General features: G+C 72.9%; 11 protein-coding genes. 5 read left to right on the plus strand and 6 right to left on the minus strand.

What is annotated here, in order from left to right; translation table 11 throughout:
- Positions 1-54: 54 nt before the first annotated feature.
- Positions 55-3801 carry an ABC transporter ATP-binding protein gene (locus K377_RS19665; protein WP_111664725.1) on the minus strand — a complete coding sequence of 1249 codons (3747 nt, stop codon included), beginning with the start codon at positions 3799-3801 and terminating at the stop codon, positions 55-57.
- 160 nt (positions 3802-3961) lie between these two features.
- On the opposite strand from K377_RS19665, the gene K377_RS19670 reads away from it, so the two are divergent.
- Positions 3962-6199, plus strand: coding sequence for a glycosyltransferase family 39 protein (locus K377_RS19670; RefSeq protein ID WP_111664726.1), 2238 nt, complete (start codon positions 3962-3964; stop codon positions 6197-6199).
- A gap of 157 nt (positions 6200-6356) precedes the next feature.
- A complete protein-coding gene (locus tag K377_RS19675; RefSeq protein ID WP_111664727.1) occupies positions 6357-7151 on the plus strand; it encodes an endonuclease I family protein in 795 nt (264 codons plus the stop codon).
- On the opposite strand, the gene K377_RS19680 is transcribed toward K377_RS19675, so the two are convergent.
- Positions 7114-8058: a LysR family transcriptional regulator gene (locus tag K377_RS19680; protein ID WP_111664728.1), complete on the minus strand. Its 945-nt coding sequence runs from the start codon at positions 8056-8058 to the stop codon at positions 7114-7116. The two genes, K377_RS19675 and K377_RS19680, sit on opposite strands and share 38 nt — an antisense overlap.
- A 128-nt stretch (positions 8059-8186) precedes the next feature.
- On the opposite strand from K377_RS19680, the gene K377_RS19685 reads away from it, so the two are divergent.
- Together K377_RS19685 and K377_RS19690 are read left to right on the plus strand one after the other, a co-directional pair.
- The gene (locus tag K377_RS19685; RefSeq protein WP_111664729.1) at positions 8187-8960 is read left to right on the plus strand and encodes an alpha/beta fold hydrolase; all 774 of its coding nucleotides are present in this window, start codon (positions 8187-8189) and stop codon (positions 8958-8960) included.
- Positions 8961-8996: 36 nt separating this feature from the next.
- The gene (locus K377_RS19690) at positions 8997-9842 is read left to right on the plus strand and encodes an alpha/beta fold hydrolase (RefSeq protein ID WP_111664730.1); all 846 of its coding nucleotides are present in this window, start codon (positions 8997-8999) and stop codon (positions 9840-9842) included.
- Here the strand turns inward: K377_RS19690 and K377_RS19695 are convergent.
- The 3 genes from K377_RS19695 to K377_RS19705 are packed head-to-tail and all read right to left on the minus strand — an operon-like array spanning position 9811 to position 14058.
- Positions 9811-11484 (minus strand): thiamine pyrophosphate-binding protein, encoded by a 1674-nt coding sequence (locus K377_RS19695; RefSeq protein ID WP_111664731.1) that lies wholly within the window; start codon positions 11482-11484, stop codon positions 9811-9813. The genes K377_RS19690 and K377_RS19695 overlap by 32 nt on opposite strands.
- A 45-nt stretch (positions 11485-11529) precedes the next feature.
- Complete coding sequence (speB, locus tag K377_RS19700) at positions 11530-12525, minus strand: agmatinase (RefSeq protein WP_111664732.1); 996 nt, start codon at positions 12523-12525, stop codon at positions 11530-11532.
- Positions 12526-12576: 51 nt separating this feature from the next.
- Positions 12577-14058, minus strand: a complete 1482-nt coding sequence (locus K377_RS19705; RefSeq protein WP_111664733.1) for a sodium:solute symporter — start codon at positions 14056-14058, stop codon at positions 12577-12579.
- Positions 14059-14248: 190 nt separating this feature from the next.
- On the opposite strand from K377_RS19705, the gene K377_RS19710 reads away from it, so the two are divergent.
- Positions 14249-15661, plus strand: a complete 1413-nt coding sequence (locus K377_RS19710) for a PucR family transcriptional regulator (protein ID WP_111664734.1) — start codon at positions 14249-14251, stop codon at positions 15659-15661.
- 183 nt (positions 15662-15844) lie between these two features.
- Here the strand turns inward: K377_RS19710 and K377_RS19715 are convergent, their stop codons facing one another.
- A complete protein-coding gene (locus tag K377_RS19715; protein ID WP_111664735.1) occupies positions 15845-16693 on the minus strand; it encodes a nitrilase-related carbon-nitrogen hydrolase in 849 nt (282 codons plus the stop codon).
- Between the last annotated feature and the right edge of the window lie 67 nt (positions 16694-16760).

Here is a 16760-nt window from a genome sequence, read left to right on the forward strand (position 1 = left end):
CCAGGGGTCGTACGGTTGCGCGAATCCCGCACCTCGACGCACGCACGGCCGCGCTCACCTCGACGCGGCGACCACGTCCGTCGCGTCGTCGTCCTCGCCGATGAAGGTGCGCCACAGCCGCGCGTACGTCCCGTCGAGGGCGAGCAGCTCGTCGTGCGTGCCGTCCTCCACGACCTGTCCGTGGTCCATCACCACGACCCGGTCGGCGCGGGCCGCCGTCGTCAGGCGGTGCGCGACGACGAGGGTGGTGCGCTTGCCGGCGAGGCGGTCCGTGGCCTGGTTGACCTGCGCCTCGGTGGCGAGGTCGAGGGCGGCCGTGGCCTCGTCGAGGAGCAGGATGTCGGGGTCGACGAGCTCGGCGCGGGCCAGGGCGATCAGCTGGCGCTGGCCCGCCGAGAGGTTGCGGCCGCGCTCGGCGACCTCGTGGAGGTAGCCGCCGTCGAGGGTGGCGATCATCCCGTGCGCGCCGACCGCGCGGGCCGCGGCCTCCACCTCGGCGTCGCTCGCGCCGGGACGCCCGTACGCGATGGCGTCGCGGATCGTGCCGGGGAAGAGGTACGCCTCCTGCGGGACGACGCCGAGCCGGTGCCGGTACGCCGTGAGGTCGAGGTCGCGCAGGTCGGTGCCGTCGGCGGTGACCCGGCCGCCGGTCGGGTCGTAGAACCGGGCGACCAGCTTGACCAGCGTCGACTTGCCCGCGCCGGTCTCGCCGACGAACGCGACGGTCTGGCCCGCGGGGATGCGCAGCCGTACGCCGCTCAGGGCCACCTCGTCCGTGCCGTACGCGAAGTCGACGTCCTCGAAGGCGATCTCGCCGCGCAGGGACAGCACGTCCAGCGGCTCGGCGGCGCCCTTCGTGGAGGTCGGCTCGCGCAGGAGTTCCTGGATCCGGCCCAGCGAGACGGTGGCCTGCTGGTAGCCGTCGAAGACCTGGGAGAGCTGCTGCACGGGCGCGAAGAACAGGTCGATGTAGAGCAGGTACGCGACCAGCGCGCCGGTCGTCAGCGTGCCCGCGTCGACCCGGTGGGCGCCCACCATCAGCACGGCGGCGGCCGCCACCGACGACAGCAGCTGCACGAACGGGAAGTAGACGGAGATCAGCCACTGGCCGCGGACGCGCGCGCTGCGGTAGCTGTCGCTGCCCGCCGCGTACCGCGCCCGGCCGTCCTTCTCGCGCCGGAACGCCTGCACGATGCGCAGCCCGGCCACGGTCTCCTGGAGGTCGGCGTTGACGACGGAGACCCGCTCGCGGGCCAGCTCGTACGCCTTGACGCTGGAGCGGCGGAAGAAGAACGTGCCGACGATCAGCGGCGGCAGCGTCGCGAAGACGACGAGCGCGAGCTGGAGGTCGATGACGAGCAGGGCGACCATGATGCCGAAGAAGGTGACGACGGAGACGAACGCGGTGACCAGGCCGGTCTGGAGGAACGTCGACAGCGCGTCGACGTCCGTCGTCATCCGGGTCATGATCCGGCCGGTCAGCTCGCGCTCGTAGTAGTCGAGGCCGAGCCGCTGGAGCTGGGAGAAGATCTTCAGGCGGAGCGAGTACAGCACCCGCTCGCCGGTGCGGCCCGTCATCCGGGTCTCGCCGATCTGCGCGGCCCACTGCACGAGCACGGCGACCAGCGCGAGCCCGGACGCCGCCCAGACCGCGCCGAGCGCGAGCCGGCTGACACCCTCGTCGATGCCGTGCCGGATGAGGACGGGCAGCAGCAGTCCGACGCCCGCGTCGACCGCGACCAGGCCCAGGCTGATCAGCAGCACGGGCCCGAAGCCGCGCAGCAGCCTGCGCAGGCCGTAGGAGTCCTCGGGCGTGACGGCCCGCGCCTCGTCGATGTCGGGGGTGTCGGTGGCGGGCGGCAGCGCGTCCACCTGCGCGAGCAGCTCGGGCGTGGCGGGCATCCCGGCCAGCGCCGGATCCTTGGAGTTCCCGGGCTCCCGGTCGCCGCTCCACAGCCTGGGGGTGACCCCGCGCTCGGCGTCGAACTCGGCGTCCAGCTCCTCCCGTACGGACGTGTCCTCGGCCGGGGCCGTGGGCAGCGTGTGGCCGGGCGAGACGCCGCCCAGCTCGTCGGGGTCGGTGAGCAGCCGCCGGTACAGCGGGGAGTCCGCCTCCAGCTCGGCGTGCGTGCCGATCGCGGCGAGCCGGCCGCCGTCGAGGACCGCGATGCGGTCGGCGAGGTTCAGGGTGGAGCGGCGGTGGGCGATGAGCAGGGTGGTGCGGCCCGCCATCACGTGCTTGAGCGCTTCGTGGATCTCGTGCTCGACGCGCGCGTCCACGGCGGACGTGGCGTCGTCGAGGACCAGCAGGCGCGGGTCGGTGAGGATGGCGCGGGCGAGCGCGACGCGCTGCCGCTGGCCGCCGGAGAGGGTCAGCCCGTGCTCGCCGACCTTGGTGTCGTACCCCTCGGGCAGCTCGGCGATGAACCGGTCGGCCTGCGCGGCGCGCGCGGCGGCCTCGATCTGCTCGTCGGTGGCGTCCGGAACCCCGTAGGCGATGTTCGCGCGCACGGTGTCGGAGAAGAGGAAGGAGTCCTCCGGTACGAGACCGATGGCGGCCCGCAGCGAGGCGAGGCTCAGCTCGCGCACGTCGTGCCCGCCGACGAGGACGGCGCCGCGCGTGACGTCGTACAGGCGCGGCAGCAGCAGCGAGACGGTGGACTTGCCGGAGCCGGAGGAGCCGACGACGGCGAGGGTCTCGCCCGCGCGGATCTCGAAGGAGAGCCCGTTCAGGACGGGCCGGTCGCCGCCCGCGTACTCGAAGGCGACGTCGTCGAACTCGACGGTGGCCGGGGCGTCGGCGGGCAGGTCCTCGGTGCCGTCCACGAGGGACGGCTCGGTGTCGATGAGTTCGAGGACGCGCTCCGCACCGGCGCGGGCCTGCTGCCCGACGGTCAGCACGACGGCGAGCATCCGCACCGGGCCGACCAGCTGCGACAGGTAGGTGGAGAAGGCGACGAAGGTGCCGAGCGTGACCTGCCCGCGCACGGCGAGCCAGCCGCCGAGGGCCAGCATCGCGACCTGCCCGAGCGCGGGCACGGCCTGGAGCGCGGGGGTGAACTTGGAATTGAGCCGGATCGTGCGCAGGCGTCCGGCGAACAGCCGCCGCCCGACCTCCCTGAGCTTCCCGGTCTCCTGGTCCTCCTGACCGAAGCCCTTCACGACGCGCACCCCGCTGACCGCGCCGTCGACGACACCCGCGACGGCGGCGGCCTGCGCCTGCGCGTACCAGGTGGCGGGATGCAGCTTGGAGCGGCTGCGCCTGGCGATGAACCACAGGGCGGGCGCGACGGCGAGCGCGACCAGGGTCAGCGGCAGCGACAGCCACGCCATGATCACCAGAGAAATGAGGAACAGCAGGAAGTTCCCGATGGTCATCGGGAGCATGAAGAGCAGTCCCTGGATGAGCTGGAGGTCGCTGGTGGCACGGCCGACGACCTGCCCGGTGGACAGCTCGTCCTGCCGCCGCCCGTCGAGCCGGGTGATCGTGTCGTACATCTCGGTGCGCAGGTCGTGCTGGACGTCGAGGGCGAGCCGGCCGCCGTAGTAGCGGCGGATGTAGGCCATGACGTAGACCACGACGGCCGCGCCGACCAGCGCGCCCGCCCACACCCCCATGGAGCGCGTGTGGTCCCCGATGACGTCGTCGATGATCACCTTCGTGATCAGCGGGACCAGCGCCATGACGGCCATCCCGCCGAGCGAGGCCCCGAGCGCGAGCACGACGTCCTTGGGATAGCGCCAGGCGTACCCCACGAGCCGCTTCGCCCAGCCCCGCCCGACCTGTTTCTCCGCCGTCACACCGTCGCCTCTCGCCAACCCTCTGCTGTGCCGTGAGGGCCAACGCGGCGAGGAGCGGATTTCATCCCGCCGCAACAATCCGGCGGCCGCGGCCGGCTTTCACAGGCAGTGCCCAGCTTCGGCACAGCCCGCGCCCACGCGCGCCGTGCACCTTTCACTGGTGACCTCTGCGACCGAACCGCTCCCCCACGCTCCCGCCCCGCCTCCGCCGGCGGCGCCGCCGACCGCGCACCGCGCCCCGCGCTGGTCGCTGCCCGCGCTGCTCGGCATCCTGGCGCTCGCCGCGGTGCTGTACGCCTGGAATCTCTCCGCTTCGTCGGCGAATGGCCTGAACAGCTTCTACAGCGCCGCCGTCTACAGCGGCACGCAGAGCTGGAAGGCCTGGTTCTTCGGCTCCATCGACGCGGGCAACTTCCTGACCGTCGACAAGCCGCCGCTGTCCCTGATGGTGATGGGCCTGTCCTGCCGGATCTTCGGCTTCGGCACCTGGCAGATGATGCTGCCGCAGATCGGCGCCGCGCTCGGCACGATCTGGATCCTGCACTCCTCCGTGAAGCGGGTGTGGGGCCACGCGGCCGCCGCGATCGCCGCGCTGGTCCTGGCGCTGACCCCGATCACGGTCGCGATCAACCGGGACAACAACCCGGACACGCTGCTGCTCCTGCTGATGGTGGGCGGCGCGGCCCTCGCGCTGCGCGCCACCCGGAACGGCCGGCTCCTGCCGCTGCTCGGCTCGGCCCTCTGCTTCGGCCTGGCCTTCAACACCAAGATGCTCCAGGGCTACATCGCGCTGCCCGCCGTCTTCGCCGTGTACCTGTACGCGTCGCGGCTCGGCTGGGCCAGGAAGATCCGCAATCTGGTGCTCGCGGCCGTGGTCCTCGCGGTCTCCAGCTTCTGGTGGGCGACGGCCGTCTCCCTCGTACCGGCCGACGAGCGCCCGTACATCGGCGGCTCCACGGACGGCTCCGCCTGGGACCTGATCATGGGCTACAACGGCCTGGGCCGGGTCCTCGGCGGCGAGGGCAACGGCGGGGGCGGTGGCGGCGGAGGCAGCTTCGCGGGCACCGCGGGCCTCGGCCGGCTCTTCAACGACACCCTCGGCGGCCAGATCTCCTGGCTGATCCCGTTCGCGGTGATCGCCCTGGTGGGCGGTCTGGTGCTGCGCGGGCGCGCCCCGCGCACCGACCTCACGCGGGCTGCCCTGGTGCTGTGGGGCGGCTGGCTGCTGCTGCACTACCTCACCTTCGCCACGGCCGAGGGCACCATGCACCCGTACTACACGACCGCGGTCGCCCCCGGCATCGCGGCGCTGTGCGGAGGCGGCGGCGTGATGCTGCTGCGCGCCTTCCGCGCCGACAAGCGGTGGGCGTGGGTGCTGCCGGTCGCGCTCGGCGTCACCGGGATCTGGGCGGTCGTGCTGCTGCGGCGGGCCTCCGGCTGGAACGGCTGGCTGTGGCCGGTGATCGCGCTCGTCATGGCGGCGGCGATCGCGGGTCTGCTCGTCCTCCGTACGGCGTCGGGCACGCGGCTGCGGCTGTTCGCGGCGGCGGTGGCGGCGGCGGTCGTCGCGTCCGTGGCGGGCCCGGCGGCGTACTCCTTCGCGGAGCCGTTCTCGTCCGGCGCGGGCGGCGGCATGGGCGGCACCAACCCGACGGCCGGGCCCACGACGGGCGACGGCATGGGCGGCCCGGGCGGAGGCGGCGGTGGCCGCGGTGGCTTCCCCGGCGGCGGCGAGATGCCCGGCGGGGGACAGCAGCAGGGCGGCGGCCCGGGCGGCCAGGACGGCGGGCAGGGCGGTATGCCGGGCCAGGGCGAAGGCGGCCAGGAAGGCGGCTTCACGCCGCCGAACGGCGGCGGGGAGATGCCGGGCGGCGGCGAGATGCCCGGCGGCCAGGAAGGCGGAGAGATGCCCGGTGGCGGTGAGACGCCCGGCGGCGGTTCCGGCCGCCGGACGGGCGGTGGCGGCATGGGCGGCGGCATGGGCGGCTCGGTCGACAGTGACCTGATCGCGTACCTGGAGAAGCACCAGGACGGCGCCAAGTGGCTGCTGGCGGTCTCCAATTCGCAGTCCGCCGCGCAGATCATCCTCAGCACCAAGAAGCCCGTCATCTCCATGTACGGCTTCACCGGCTCCGACCAGGGCATGACCGTCGCCAAGCTCAAGAAGCTGGTGAAGAGCGGTCAGTTGCACTACATCCAGGTCGGCGACAGCGGCATGGGCGGCGGAATGGGCGGCGGCAACGACGTCAGCTCCGCGGTCACCGCGTGGGTGAAGAAGCACGGCACGGCGGTGAAGGCGAGCGCGTACAGCAAGAGTTCGTCGAAGACGAGCGAGTCGAGCGACACGAGCGACACGTCCTCGTCCCTCTACCGCCTGGACCCGTCTGACGTGAACTGACGCGAACCGGCTTACTCAATGCGGTCCCTGACGCACCATCAGGGACCGCATTTGTGTCACACGATCGACCCGAAACGTTCACCCAAGGACTACGTGTCCATGTCACTCTACGCGGGTTGCCTCCAGTCAACCCGCGTAGAACGGACGGACACCCCTCATGCCCGGAATCCCCATACGCACCGCCGCACTCACCGCCGCCGCACTGATGACCGCCGTAGCCCTCCCCCTGGTCACCGCGGGCCCCACCTCTGCGACGACCACCGACTACGACGCGACGTACTACAAGAACGCGGTCGGCAAGACCGGTGCGAGCCTCAAGTCCTCGCTGCACACGATCATCAGCAGCCAGAGCAAGATCTCGTACTCCGCCGTCTGGGACGCGCTCAAGGTCACCGACCAGGACCCGAACAACAGCAGCAACGTGATCCTGCTGTACAGCGGCGTCTCCCGGGCCAAGTCGCTCAACGGCGGCGCCGTCGGCGACTGGAACCGCGAGCACACCTGGGCCAAGTCCCACGGCGACTTCGGCGAGGCGACGGGCCCCGGCACGGACCTGCACCACCTGCGGCCCGCCGACGTCCAGGTCAACAGCGTCCGCGGCAACAAGGACTTCGACAACGGCGGCAGCGCCGTCTCGGGCGGCGGCGGCAGCCTCACCGACTCCGACTCCTTCGAGCCGCGCGACGCGGACAAGGGCGACGTCGCCCGCATGATCCTCTACATGGCCGTGCGCTACGACGGCGGCGACGGCTTCGCCGACCTGGAGCCGAACGAGAAGGTCAACAACGGCAGCGCCGCCTTCATGGGCAAGCTCTCCGTCCTCAAGCAGTGGAGCGACGAGGACCCGCCGAGCGCCTTCGAGGAGAAGCGCAACCAGGTCATCTACGACACCTACCAGCACAACCGGAACCCGTTCATCGACCACCCGGAGTGGGTCGACGCGATCTGGTAGGCCGCGACCACGGCGCCCCCTCCCCCGTCTCTCCGCACGCGTCGAGCAGCGCCGCGAGGCGGCGGGACGGCGGGTCGGGGCGCACCGCCAGGTACGTGGGCAGCGACGGCGCCGCCGCCGGGCCGGTGAACGGCCGGAAGGCGATCCGGTGCGCGGGCTGCACCGCGGCCTGCGCGGCGAAGTAGACGCTCCAGCTCGCCCGGCCCGTGGCGATAGCGGCCAGGGTGTCCTGGTCGGTGGTGAACGCGGGCCCCATGACCGGCTCGAACCCCGCCGCGCGGCACGCGTCCACGACCGCGTCGACCAGATGCGGGTTGCTCTCGCGGGACGCGATCCGCAGCGGCAGCCCGGCCAGGTCCGCCAGGTCGATCCCGTCCCGCTCGGCCAGCGGATGCGTGGCGGGCAGCGCCGCGACCAGCTCGTCCCGCCACAGCGGCAGCAGTTCGAGGCCCGGGGCGCGGTCGGCGCCGCGCACGAACGTGGCGTCCAGCTCGCCGTCGCGCACCTGCTGCAACCTTGTCGCCGTGGGGCCGCTGACCAGCTCGACCAGCAGCCGCGGCGCCCGCTCGGACAGCGCGGTCAGCACGCCGTCGAGGCGCAGGCCGAGCCCCGTGCTCGTACCGACGCGCAGGGTCGACTCCTGCTCGCCGCGCACGGAGTCCATCGCCTCGGTCACCGCCCGCTCGGCCGCGAGCAGCGCGCGGGCGTGCGGCAGCAGCGCCCGGCCCGCGTCGGTCAGCCGGACGGCCCGCCTGCTGCGGTCGAAGAGATCGACGCCGAACTCCCGCTCCAGGCGCCGCACTTGCTGACTGACCGCGGGCTGCACGATGTGCAGCCGTTCCGCCGCCCGCCCGAAGTGCAGCTCCTCGGCCACCGCCACGAAGTACTTCACCTGCCGCAGCTCCACGCCGCCCGCCCCCGGTCCCCCGACTCATCACGATCCGTGATGAGTCTAGGAGCGGATCACTCCTTGGTCGTCGGCCGTCCGTCCGCTGGAATCTCCCCATACCCCAGCGCACCGGAAGGCAGCTCCTCATGGCGTACGCGACAGTCAACGGCACGGCTCTGCACTACGAGGACCTCGGCGCGGGCCGCCCCCTGGTGTTCCTGCACGGCTGGGGCACCAGCGGCCGGGTGTGGGACGCGCAGGCGGCCGACCTCATGGCCGACCACCGCGTGATCACGCTCGACTGGCGGGGCTGCGGACGCTCGGAGCGGCCTGCCGACGGCTACACCCTCGCTCAACTCACCAGCGACGTACTGGCGTTCGTCGACGCCCTCGGGCTCGACCGGCCGGTGCTGATCGGCTCGTCGATCGCCGGCGCCTTCACGATCGAGGCGGCCCTCGCGGCCCCCGGCCGGATCGGCGCGATCGTCCCGGTCGACGCGGGGGTCCACCACTTCTCCGCGTTCCAGGACGCCATGGCCAAGCTGCTCACGGACCTGCGCGCCGACCGGGCCGGGACGCTCGCCGACTTCGTGCCGCACTGGTACCGGCCCGGGGCGAGCGCCGCGATGATCGACTGGACGGTGCGCCAGCTCCTGGAGTCGACGTTCCGCATCGACGGACTCGTCGTCGACCAGGCCGGTTACGACCCGCGCGACCGGGTGGCCGGGCTGCGCGTGCCCACCCACTTCCTGCACGGCGAACTCGACACCGAGGTCCCCCTGTCGGTGCCCCGCGAACTCGCCGCGCTGATCCCCGGCGCCCGCCTCACGGTGATCGAGGGCGCGGGTCACATGGCGCAGCAGGACCAGGCCGACCGGTTCACCGCCGCCCTGCGCGCGGCCCTCGCCGACCTTCGCTGAGCAAGCCAAGCAGCCCCTTTCTGAATGGAGTTACCCATGCCCTTCGTCGACGTGCCCACCGCGGGCGGTATCACCAAGGCCCACTACCTCGTCACCGGCAGCGGCCCCGGCCTGGTCCTGGTGCACGGCACCGGCGCCTCCGCCGAGGCCAACTGGTCCCCGCTCATGGCCGAGTTGAGCGACCGGTACACCATCGTCGCCCCCGACCTCCAGGGTTCGGGCGACACGAGCGACCAGGGCGGCCCGGTCGCCGTGACCGACATGGTGGCCGTCGTCGTCGCGGCGGCACGGGACGCGGGGCTCGACCGTTTCCACGTCGTGGGCCACTCGCTCGGCGCCGTGGTCGCGACGGCGGCGGCCGCCCTGCACCCGGACGCGGTGACCTCGCTGACCGCGCACGCGGGCTGGGTGCGCACGGACGCCCACATGGCGTTCCAGTTCGACCTGTGGCGGCAGCTGGCCGGCACGGACCCGGACGGCCTGTCGCGGCTCATCCTGCTCACCGCGCTGGGCAAGGACACGCTGCGCGGCTGGGACGAGGAGACGTTCGCGCAGGCGGCGGCCGGGTTCGCCGAGATGATCACCGGCGCGCTCGACGGCTTCGTCCGGCAGACCGCGACGGACACCGCCGTCGACCTCACCGCTCTGCTGCCCGACATCACCGCGCCGACGCTGCTGCTGTCCAGCGCCGACGACCGCCTCGTCCCCCCGCACCACCAGCAGGAGCTGGCCGAACGCATCCCGCACGCCCGTCTGCTGCGCGTCCCCGGCGGCCACGGACTGCCGGGCGAGAACCCGGGCCTGCTCACCGCCAAGGTGGCGGAGTTCCTGGACGGCCTCGGCCAGGCCCCTATCCCAGGTGCGTCGGCGCGAACATCCTGAGGACCGCCGGCAGCACGACCACGCTCGGTCCCGGCGCGGCCAGGGCGGCGGCCAGGTCCTCGCGGAGCGCCTCCGGTGACGTGCGCACGGCCGGCACGCCGAAGGACTCCGCGAGGGCCACGTAGTCCGGGCGGGTCAGCTCGGTCGCGGTGGCCTGGCCGAAGGTGTCGTTCATGTACTCGCGCAGGATGCCGTAGCCGCCGTCGTCGACGATCAGCCAGGTGACGTTCAGCGATTCCTGCTTCGCCGTGGCGAGTTCGGCGATGGAGTACAGGGCGCCGCCGTCGCCGGAGACCGCGAGGACCGGCGTCGTCGGGTCGGCGACCGCGGCGCCGAGCGCGGCCGGGAAGCCGTAGCCGAGGCCGCCCGCGCCCTGCGCCGAGTGCAGCGGGCCCGGCCAGGCCGACCAGGCCCAGTAGGCGAGGATCGTCATGTCCCAGAAGGACGGCGCCTTCGCCGGGAGCGCGGCCCGGACGGACGCCAACACGTCCTGCTCCAGGGTGAGTTCCTGCGACGCGATGCGTTCCCGTACGGCGTTCAGGACCTCGGCGACGCGCGCCGGGGCCTTCTCGTCCGACCGGTCCTCGACCGTCTCCAGGAGGGCCTGGAGGGCGAGGCGGGCGTCCGCGTGGATGCCGAGCGCCGGGTGGTTGGACTCCAGCTTGCCCGCGTCGGCCTCGATCTGGATGACACGACCGCGGGGCTTGAACGTGTGGTAGTTCGAGGAGAGTTCGCCGAGACCCGAGCCGACGACCAGCAGGACGTCCGCGTCCTCCAGGAAGTCGGTGACGTGCCGGTCCTCCAGCCAGGACTGGAGCGAGAGCGGGTGCTCCCAGGGGAAGGCGCCCTTGCCGCCGAAGGTGCACACCACCGGGGCGCTGACCTTCTCCGCGAGCGCGCGCAGCTTGCCCGCCGCGTCGGCGCGGACCACGCCGCCGCCCGCGATGATCGCCGGGCGCTCGGCCTTCGCGAGCAGGTCGGCGGCGACGGCGGTCAGTTCGGGGCGCGGCACGAGTTCGTGCGGGGTCGCGTCGACGGCCGTGACCTGGGGCAGGGTGGCCTCGGCGAGGAGGACGTCCTGCGGGATCTCCACGTAGACCGGCCCGTGCGGGGCGCTCAGCGCGGACTCCCAGGCGGCGGCGATCGCCGACGGGATCTGCGACTGGGTGCGCACGGTGTGGACGGACTTGACCACGTCACGGAAGGCGGCCTGCTGGTCGCGCAGCTCGTGGAGATAGCCGTGCCGGCCGCCGCCGAGCCCGGCCACCGGCACCTGGCTGACGATCGTGAGCACCGGCGCGGAGGCCGCGGCCGCCTCCTGGAGCGCGGAGAGGGAGGTCAGCGCGCCGGGGCCGGTGGACAGGAACAGCGGGGCGACCTCGCCGGTGACCCGGCCGTACGCGTCCGCCGCGAACCCGGCGTTGTTCTCGACCCGCAACCCGACGTACCGGAGGTCGCTGCGGCGCAGCGCGTCGAACAGGCCCAGCGCGTGCTGGCCCGGCAGTCCGAACACGGTGGACGCGCCGAGCCCCGCGAGGGTCTCCACGACCAGGTCGCCGCCGGTCCGGCCGGGCGGCGGGTTGAGGGCCGCTTCGGTCTGGGCCGCGGTGGGCCGCAGGACGAGGTCGTGGTCGTGGGTCATCGCGGGGCTCTCTCCTCGAAGGTGCCGGAGGGTTCCGGTGCTGCGTCAGGCCGTGCGGGACGCCGCGATCTGCCGCGCCATGATCGTCGTCAGCTCGTACGCGGTGTGCGAGGCGGCGACGGCCGTGATCTCGGCGTGGTCGTAGGCGGGGGCCACCTCGACGACGTCCGCCGACACCAGGTTGCACGATGCCAGACCGCGGAGGATCTCCAGGAGCTCGCGGGAGGTCATGCCGCCCGCCTCCGGGGTGCCGGTGCCGGGGGCGTGGGCCGGGTCGAGGCAGTCGATGTCGATGGAGATGTACAGCGGCCGGTCGCCGATGCGCTGGCGCAGCTGGTCGGCGACCTCGTCGGCGCCGCGCCGGTAGACGTCGGCCGAGGTCACGATGCCGAAGCCGAGCTTCTCGTCGTCGGTGAGGTCGCTCTTGCCGTAGAGCGGGCCGCGCGTGCCGACGTGCGAGAGGGCCGAGGTGTCGAGGATGCCCTCCTCGACGGCGCGGCGGAACGGGGTGCCGTGCGTGTACTCGGCGCCGAAGTACGTGTCCCAGGTGTCCAGGTGCGCGTCGAAGTGGAGCAGCGCGACCGGGCCGTGCTTCTTGGCGACGGAGCGGAGCAGCGGCAGGGCGATGGTGTGGTCGCCGCCGAGCGTCATCATGCGGGCGCCGGAGCCGAGGATGCCGTCGGCGGCGGCCTCGATCGTCTCGACGGCCTCGTTGATGTTGAACGGGTTCGCGGCGACGTCACCGGCGTCCACGACCTGCGCGAGGGCGAACGGGGACGCGTCCTGCGCCGGGTTGTAGGGGCGCAGCAGCCGGGACGCCTCGCGGATCGCGTTGCCGCCGAAGCGGGCGCCCGGCCGGTAGGAGACACCCGTGTCGAACGGCACGCCGACGACCGCGACGTCCGCCGTGCCGACCTCGTCCAGGCGCGGGAGGCGCGCGAACGTCGCCGGGCCCGCGTAGCGCGGGACGAGCGAGGAGTCGACGGGACCGACCGGGCCGTTCGGGTCGGGCTGGACGCGGGGCGTCTCGTTGCTGTTCATGCGCGGGTGCCTTCTTTCCTGCGGTCTTTCTTGCGGTCTGTCCTGCTGGGTTTACTGCGCGGCGGCCACGGGGGCGGCGGGCTCGGAACCGGACTCGGCGGTGCCGCGCCCGGCGAGCCGCTCGCGCCAGTGGGCGAGGACGGCGGCGTCGGTCGGCCGGGTGGCCAGGGACACGACGACGTAGACGACGAGGGACGCCGACAGGCCGTAGTAGACGGGCTCGTTGGCGAGGATGCCGAACTTCATCATCAGGCCGATGACGGAGAGACCGCCGACGACGACGGAGGCGAGGGCGCCGGTGCCGGTGCCGCGCTTCCAGATCAGCCCGCCGAGGATCGGCACGAGGAGGCCGGCGACGAGCAGGTTGTAGGCGACGGTCAGCGCCTCGACGACGTTGTTGAGGATGATCGAGGTGATGATCGCGACGACGCCGAGGACGAGGATGAAGATCCGGTTGCCCTTGACCTCGTCGTGCTCCCCCTCGGGTGCGGCGTCGGGCCTGATGCCGCGCAGCCGCTTCCAGATGTCGTTGTTGGCGACGGTGGCACAGGCGATCAGGGCGCCGGACGACGTCGACATGACGGCGGCGAGCGCGGCGGCGAGCACCAGGCCGCGGACGCCGACCGGCAGCTCGTCCTTGACGATCTGGGCGAACGCCTCGTCGGCCTGGCCCAGGCCCTGCGGGTAGATGACCTTGGCCGCGGTGCCGATGACGGCGCCGCCGATCGCGTAGAGCAGGCAGTACACACCGGAGACGGTGCCGCCCCAGCGGGCCACCTTGTCGTTGCGGGCGGTGAACACGCGCTGCCAGATGTCCTGGCCGATGAGCATGCCGAACGTGTAGATCAGCACGTACGTGAAGATCGTCTCGCCGCCGATGCCCAGCGGGTCGAAGTACGAGGTGGGCAGCGCGGCCTTCATCTCACTGAAGCCGCCCGCCTTGACGACGGCCACCGGCAGCAGGATCAGCAGCACGCCGATCGTCTTGACGACGAACTGCACCATGTCGGTGATGGTGATGGACCACATGCCGCCGAGCGTCGAGTAGGCGACGACGATGGAGCCGCCGATGACGATCGCCAGCCAGCGCGGCACGTCGAAGAGGACGTCGAAGATCGTGGCGTACGCGATCGTGGACGTGACCACCAGCATCAGCGTGTACGCCCACATCACGATGCCGGAGATCATCCCGGCGCTGCCGCCGTAGCGCAGGTCGAGCATCTCCGAGACGGTGTAGACCTTCAGGCGGGCGATGCGCGCCGAGAAGAACAGCGACAGGGCGAGGATGCCGAGGCCGATGGTGAAGACCATCCAGGCGCCCGACAGGCCGTACTGGTAGCCGAGGCCGACGCCGCCGATGGTGGACGCGCCGCCGAGGACGACGGCGGCCATCGTGCCGGAGTACATGGCCGGGCCCAGGCGCCGGCCGGCGACCAGGAAGTCACTCTTGGACTTGGCGCGGCGCATGCCCCACCAGCCCATGGCCAGCATGCCGGCCAGGTAGAGGACGATCACGATGTAGTCGACGGCCATGGGGCAGCCCTCCTTCACACACTTCGGTGGCGTGTCGTGCGGTGCGGGGAAACGGACCCGGATCTCGTCACGGGGACATCCGCCCGTACCCGTACTCACCGGTCGGCACGACCTTAGGTGGCTGGAAAGCGTCGCTGAAGTGTACGTTTCCTCTACTCATCGCGTACTCACTGGAGGAATCGCACACCCTATGTCCTCCCCTCCGGTCCCCCCGCTGCCCACCGTGCCGCTGGGCGCCCTGCTGGCCCGGACCGAGCTGGGGCTGCGGCAGCTCACGGGGCCGCCGGCCGACGAGGTGCCGGTGCACTCGGTCCACACCTCGGAGCTGTCGGACCCGTACCCGTATCTGCTGGGCGGCGAGCTGCTGCTGACGGCGGGCGTGCACGCGCCGGAGGACACGGGCACCGACGCCTACTACGACGGCTATGTGGAGCGGATCGTCGCGGCGGGCGCCGCCGCCCTGGGGTTCGGCGTGGCGCCGGTGCACGACACGGTGCCGTCGGGGCTGGTGGCGGCGTGCGAGCGGCACCGGCTCGCGCTGGTGGAGGTGCCGGAGGAGACGACGTTCAGCGCGGTCGGGCGGGCCCTGTGGGACCTGATGACCGCGGTGCGCCATCTCGAACTGCGCCGGGTCACCGAGGCGCAGCAGGGGCTCGCCACCGCGGCCGCCCGGCCCGATCCGGTCCCGGCCGTGCTGCGTCAACTCGCCCAGCGCACGGGCGGTTTCGCGGTGCTGCTCGGCCCCGACGGTACGGAGCCGCAGCGGGCCGGGGCCCCGCCGTCCGAGGCGGCCGAGGCGGCCCTCGCCGACCTGGTGCGGGTGGTGCGGCCGGCGACGACCCGGCTCTTCCCGACGCCCGCGTCCGCCTCCGACGAGGTGGGCGGCGTGCAGCTGTCGGCGTACGCGCTCGGCGGCTCCGACGGGCGGGCGCTGGGGCTGGCCACCGGGGCGCGGGCGCCCGGCGATCACACCATCGCGGGGGTCGCCGTCGTGCTGCTCTCGCTGTTGCAGGGCGAGCACCAGTCGACGGGGGACGTACGACGGTCCGCGGCACTGGTGCGGCTGCTGCTCGGCGACGGTCCCGGGGACGCGGCCGGGCTGCTCGACGCTCCCGGGGGCTGGCGCGTGGTGCACGGGACCGCGCAGGGCACCCGGCCGGTGCCGCCGCTCGGCACGCCGCTCGTCGACGCCACCGGCTCGCTCCTGCGCGCGCTCGTCCCGGCCGACCTGGACGTCGTCGCGCACGACGGCTGGACACTGGGCGTCTCGGCACCCGCCGGGCCCGGTGAACTGCGCTCCGCGTCCGTCCAGGCGGGCCATGCGCTGGCCCGCGCGCGTGCGCTGCGCACTCCGCTGGTCCGGCACCGCGCCGACACTCCGCCGCCGTCGCTGACCGCGCTGTCGGACCGCCCGGAACTCCGCCGCACCCTGCGCACCTGGCTCTCCCTGCACGGCAGCTGGGACCGCACGGCCACGGCGCTGGGGGTGCACCGGAACACGGTGCGGCAGCGCATCGCGAAATGCGGGGTCCTGATCTCGGCGGATTTGGACGACCCGGACATCAGAATGGAACTCTGGTTCGCCCTACGCGACCTGCCGTGACACGGGCGCACCCCGGTGGGGGCTGGTCGCGCAGTTCCCCGCGCCCCTGAGGCAGGCGCTTCGCGCCGCCTCCCCCAGCCTCGGGTGGATGAGATGCCGCACGAAGTGCGCATCTCAGGGGCGCGGGGAACTGCGCGACCAGCCACGACGGTGGCGCACCCGAACGACGAACCCGTCCCGGGCTCAGTACAGGTCCGGGCGGCGGTCCGCGAAGACGTCGTTGTGGGGGCCCAGGGACTTGTCCCGGGCCTCTCCGAGATCACAGGAGGCCAACAACAACGCCGACCCCGCCGTAGGCGTACGCCCGGCGACCGGGAAGCCGTCGGGGTCGACGATCACCGAGCCCCCCGTCCAGACGACCCCGCGCTCGTCCCCGGCCCGATCAGCCACGGCGACATACATCCGGTTCCCGGCGGCAGCGGCCTGCGCCTTGGTCACCTCGGCCGGCCGCTCCCCCTCGGGCCGCGGAAACAGCGGCCAGTTCACCGGCGCGCACAACAGCTCGGTACCGGCGAGACCCGCAAGCCGTACCCACTCGGGGAACTCCAGGTCGTAGCAGACCATGACCCCGATCCGCCCGACCCCGTCGATGTCGACGGTCGGCGGCGCCTCGTCACCGGGGACGAAGAAGTCCTTCTCGGTGCCGAAGAGGTGCGCCTTGCGGTAGACGGCGCGCAGCTCCCCGGCGGGGTCGATGACGACGGCCGAATTACGGACGAGCCCGTCCGGGTCCAGCTCGGCGAGCCCCGCGACGAGGGTGACCCCGTGCCGCCGGGCGGCGGCGGACCAGGCGGTGACGGTCGGCCCGTCAAGCGGCTCGGCGAGCGCGCGGGCCTCGGCGACGGAGTCGAAGACGTAACCGCTGTTGGCGAGTTCGGGCAGCACGACCACCCGGGCCCCGGCACGCGCGGCGGCCTCGATCGCCTCCTCGGCGGCGGCCAGGTTCTCGGCGACGTCGCCGACCCCGAGGGCGAGCTGGGCGCAGGCCACGGTGGTCATCGGCCGGCCGTCCCGCTCCGTGGAGTCGTTCATCGCGGAGCCCTTCCCTCTCACTGGTGACGGCTGGACCCTAACCCGCGCCCCGGCGCCCCGTCTCCGC

This window comes from Streptomyces sp. PsTaAH-137 (assembly GCF_003259365.1).
Taxonomy (GTDB): Bacteria; Actinomycetota; Actinomycetes; order Streptomycetales; family Streptomycetaceae; genus Streptomyces.

Coding starts and splice junctions, on each gene's coding strand:
- K377_RS19675 (WP_111664727.1), top strand. CDS start 6,357: ATGCCCGGAATCCCCATACGCACCGCCGCACTCACCGCCGCCGCACTG.
- K377_RS19685 (WP_111664729.1), top strand. CDS start 8,187: ATGGCGTACGCGACAGTCAACGGCACGGCTCTGCACTACGAGGACCTC.
- K377_RS19690 (WP_111664730.1), top strand. CDS start 8,997: ATGCCCTTCGTCGACGTGCCCACCGCGGGCGGTATCACCAAGGCCCAC.
- K377_RS19695 (WP_111664731.1), bottom strand. CDS start 11,484: ATGACCCACGACCACGACCTCGTCCTGCGGCCCACCGCGGCCCAGACC.
- speB (WP_111664732.1), bottom strand. CDS start 12,525: ATGAACAGCAACGAGACGCCCCGCGTCCAGCCCGACCCGAACGGCCCG.
- K377_RS19705 (WP_111664733.1), bottom strand. CDS start 14,058: ATGGCCGTCGACTACATCGTGATCGTCCTCTACCTGGCCGGCATGCTG.
- K377_RS19710 (WP_111664734.1), top strand. CDS start 14,249: ATGTCCTCCCCTCCGGTCCCCCCGCTGCCCACCGTGCCGCTGGGCGCC.
- K377_RS19715 (WP_111664735.1), bottom strand. CDS start 16,693: ATGAACGACTCCACGGAGCGGGACGGCCGGCCGATGACCACCGTGGCC.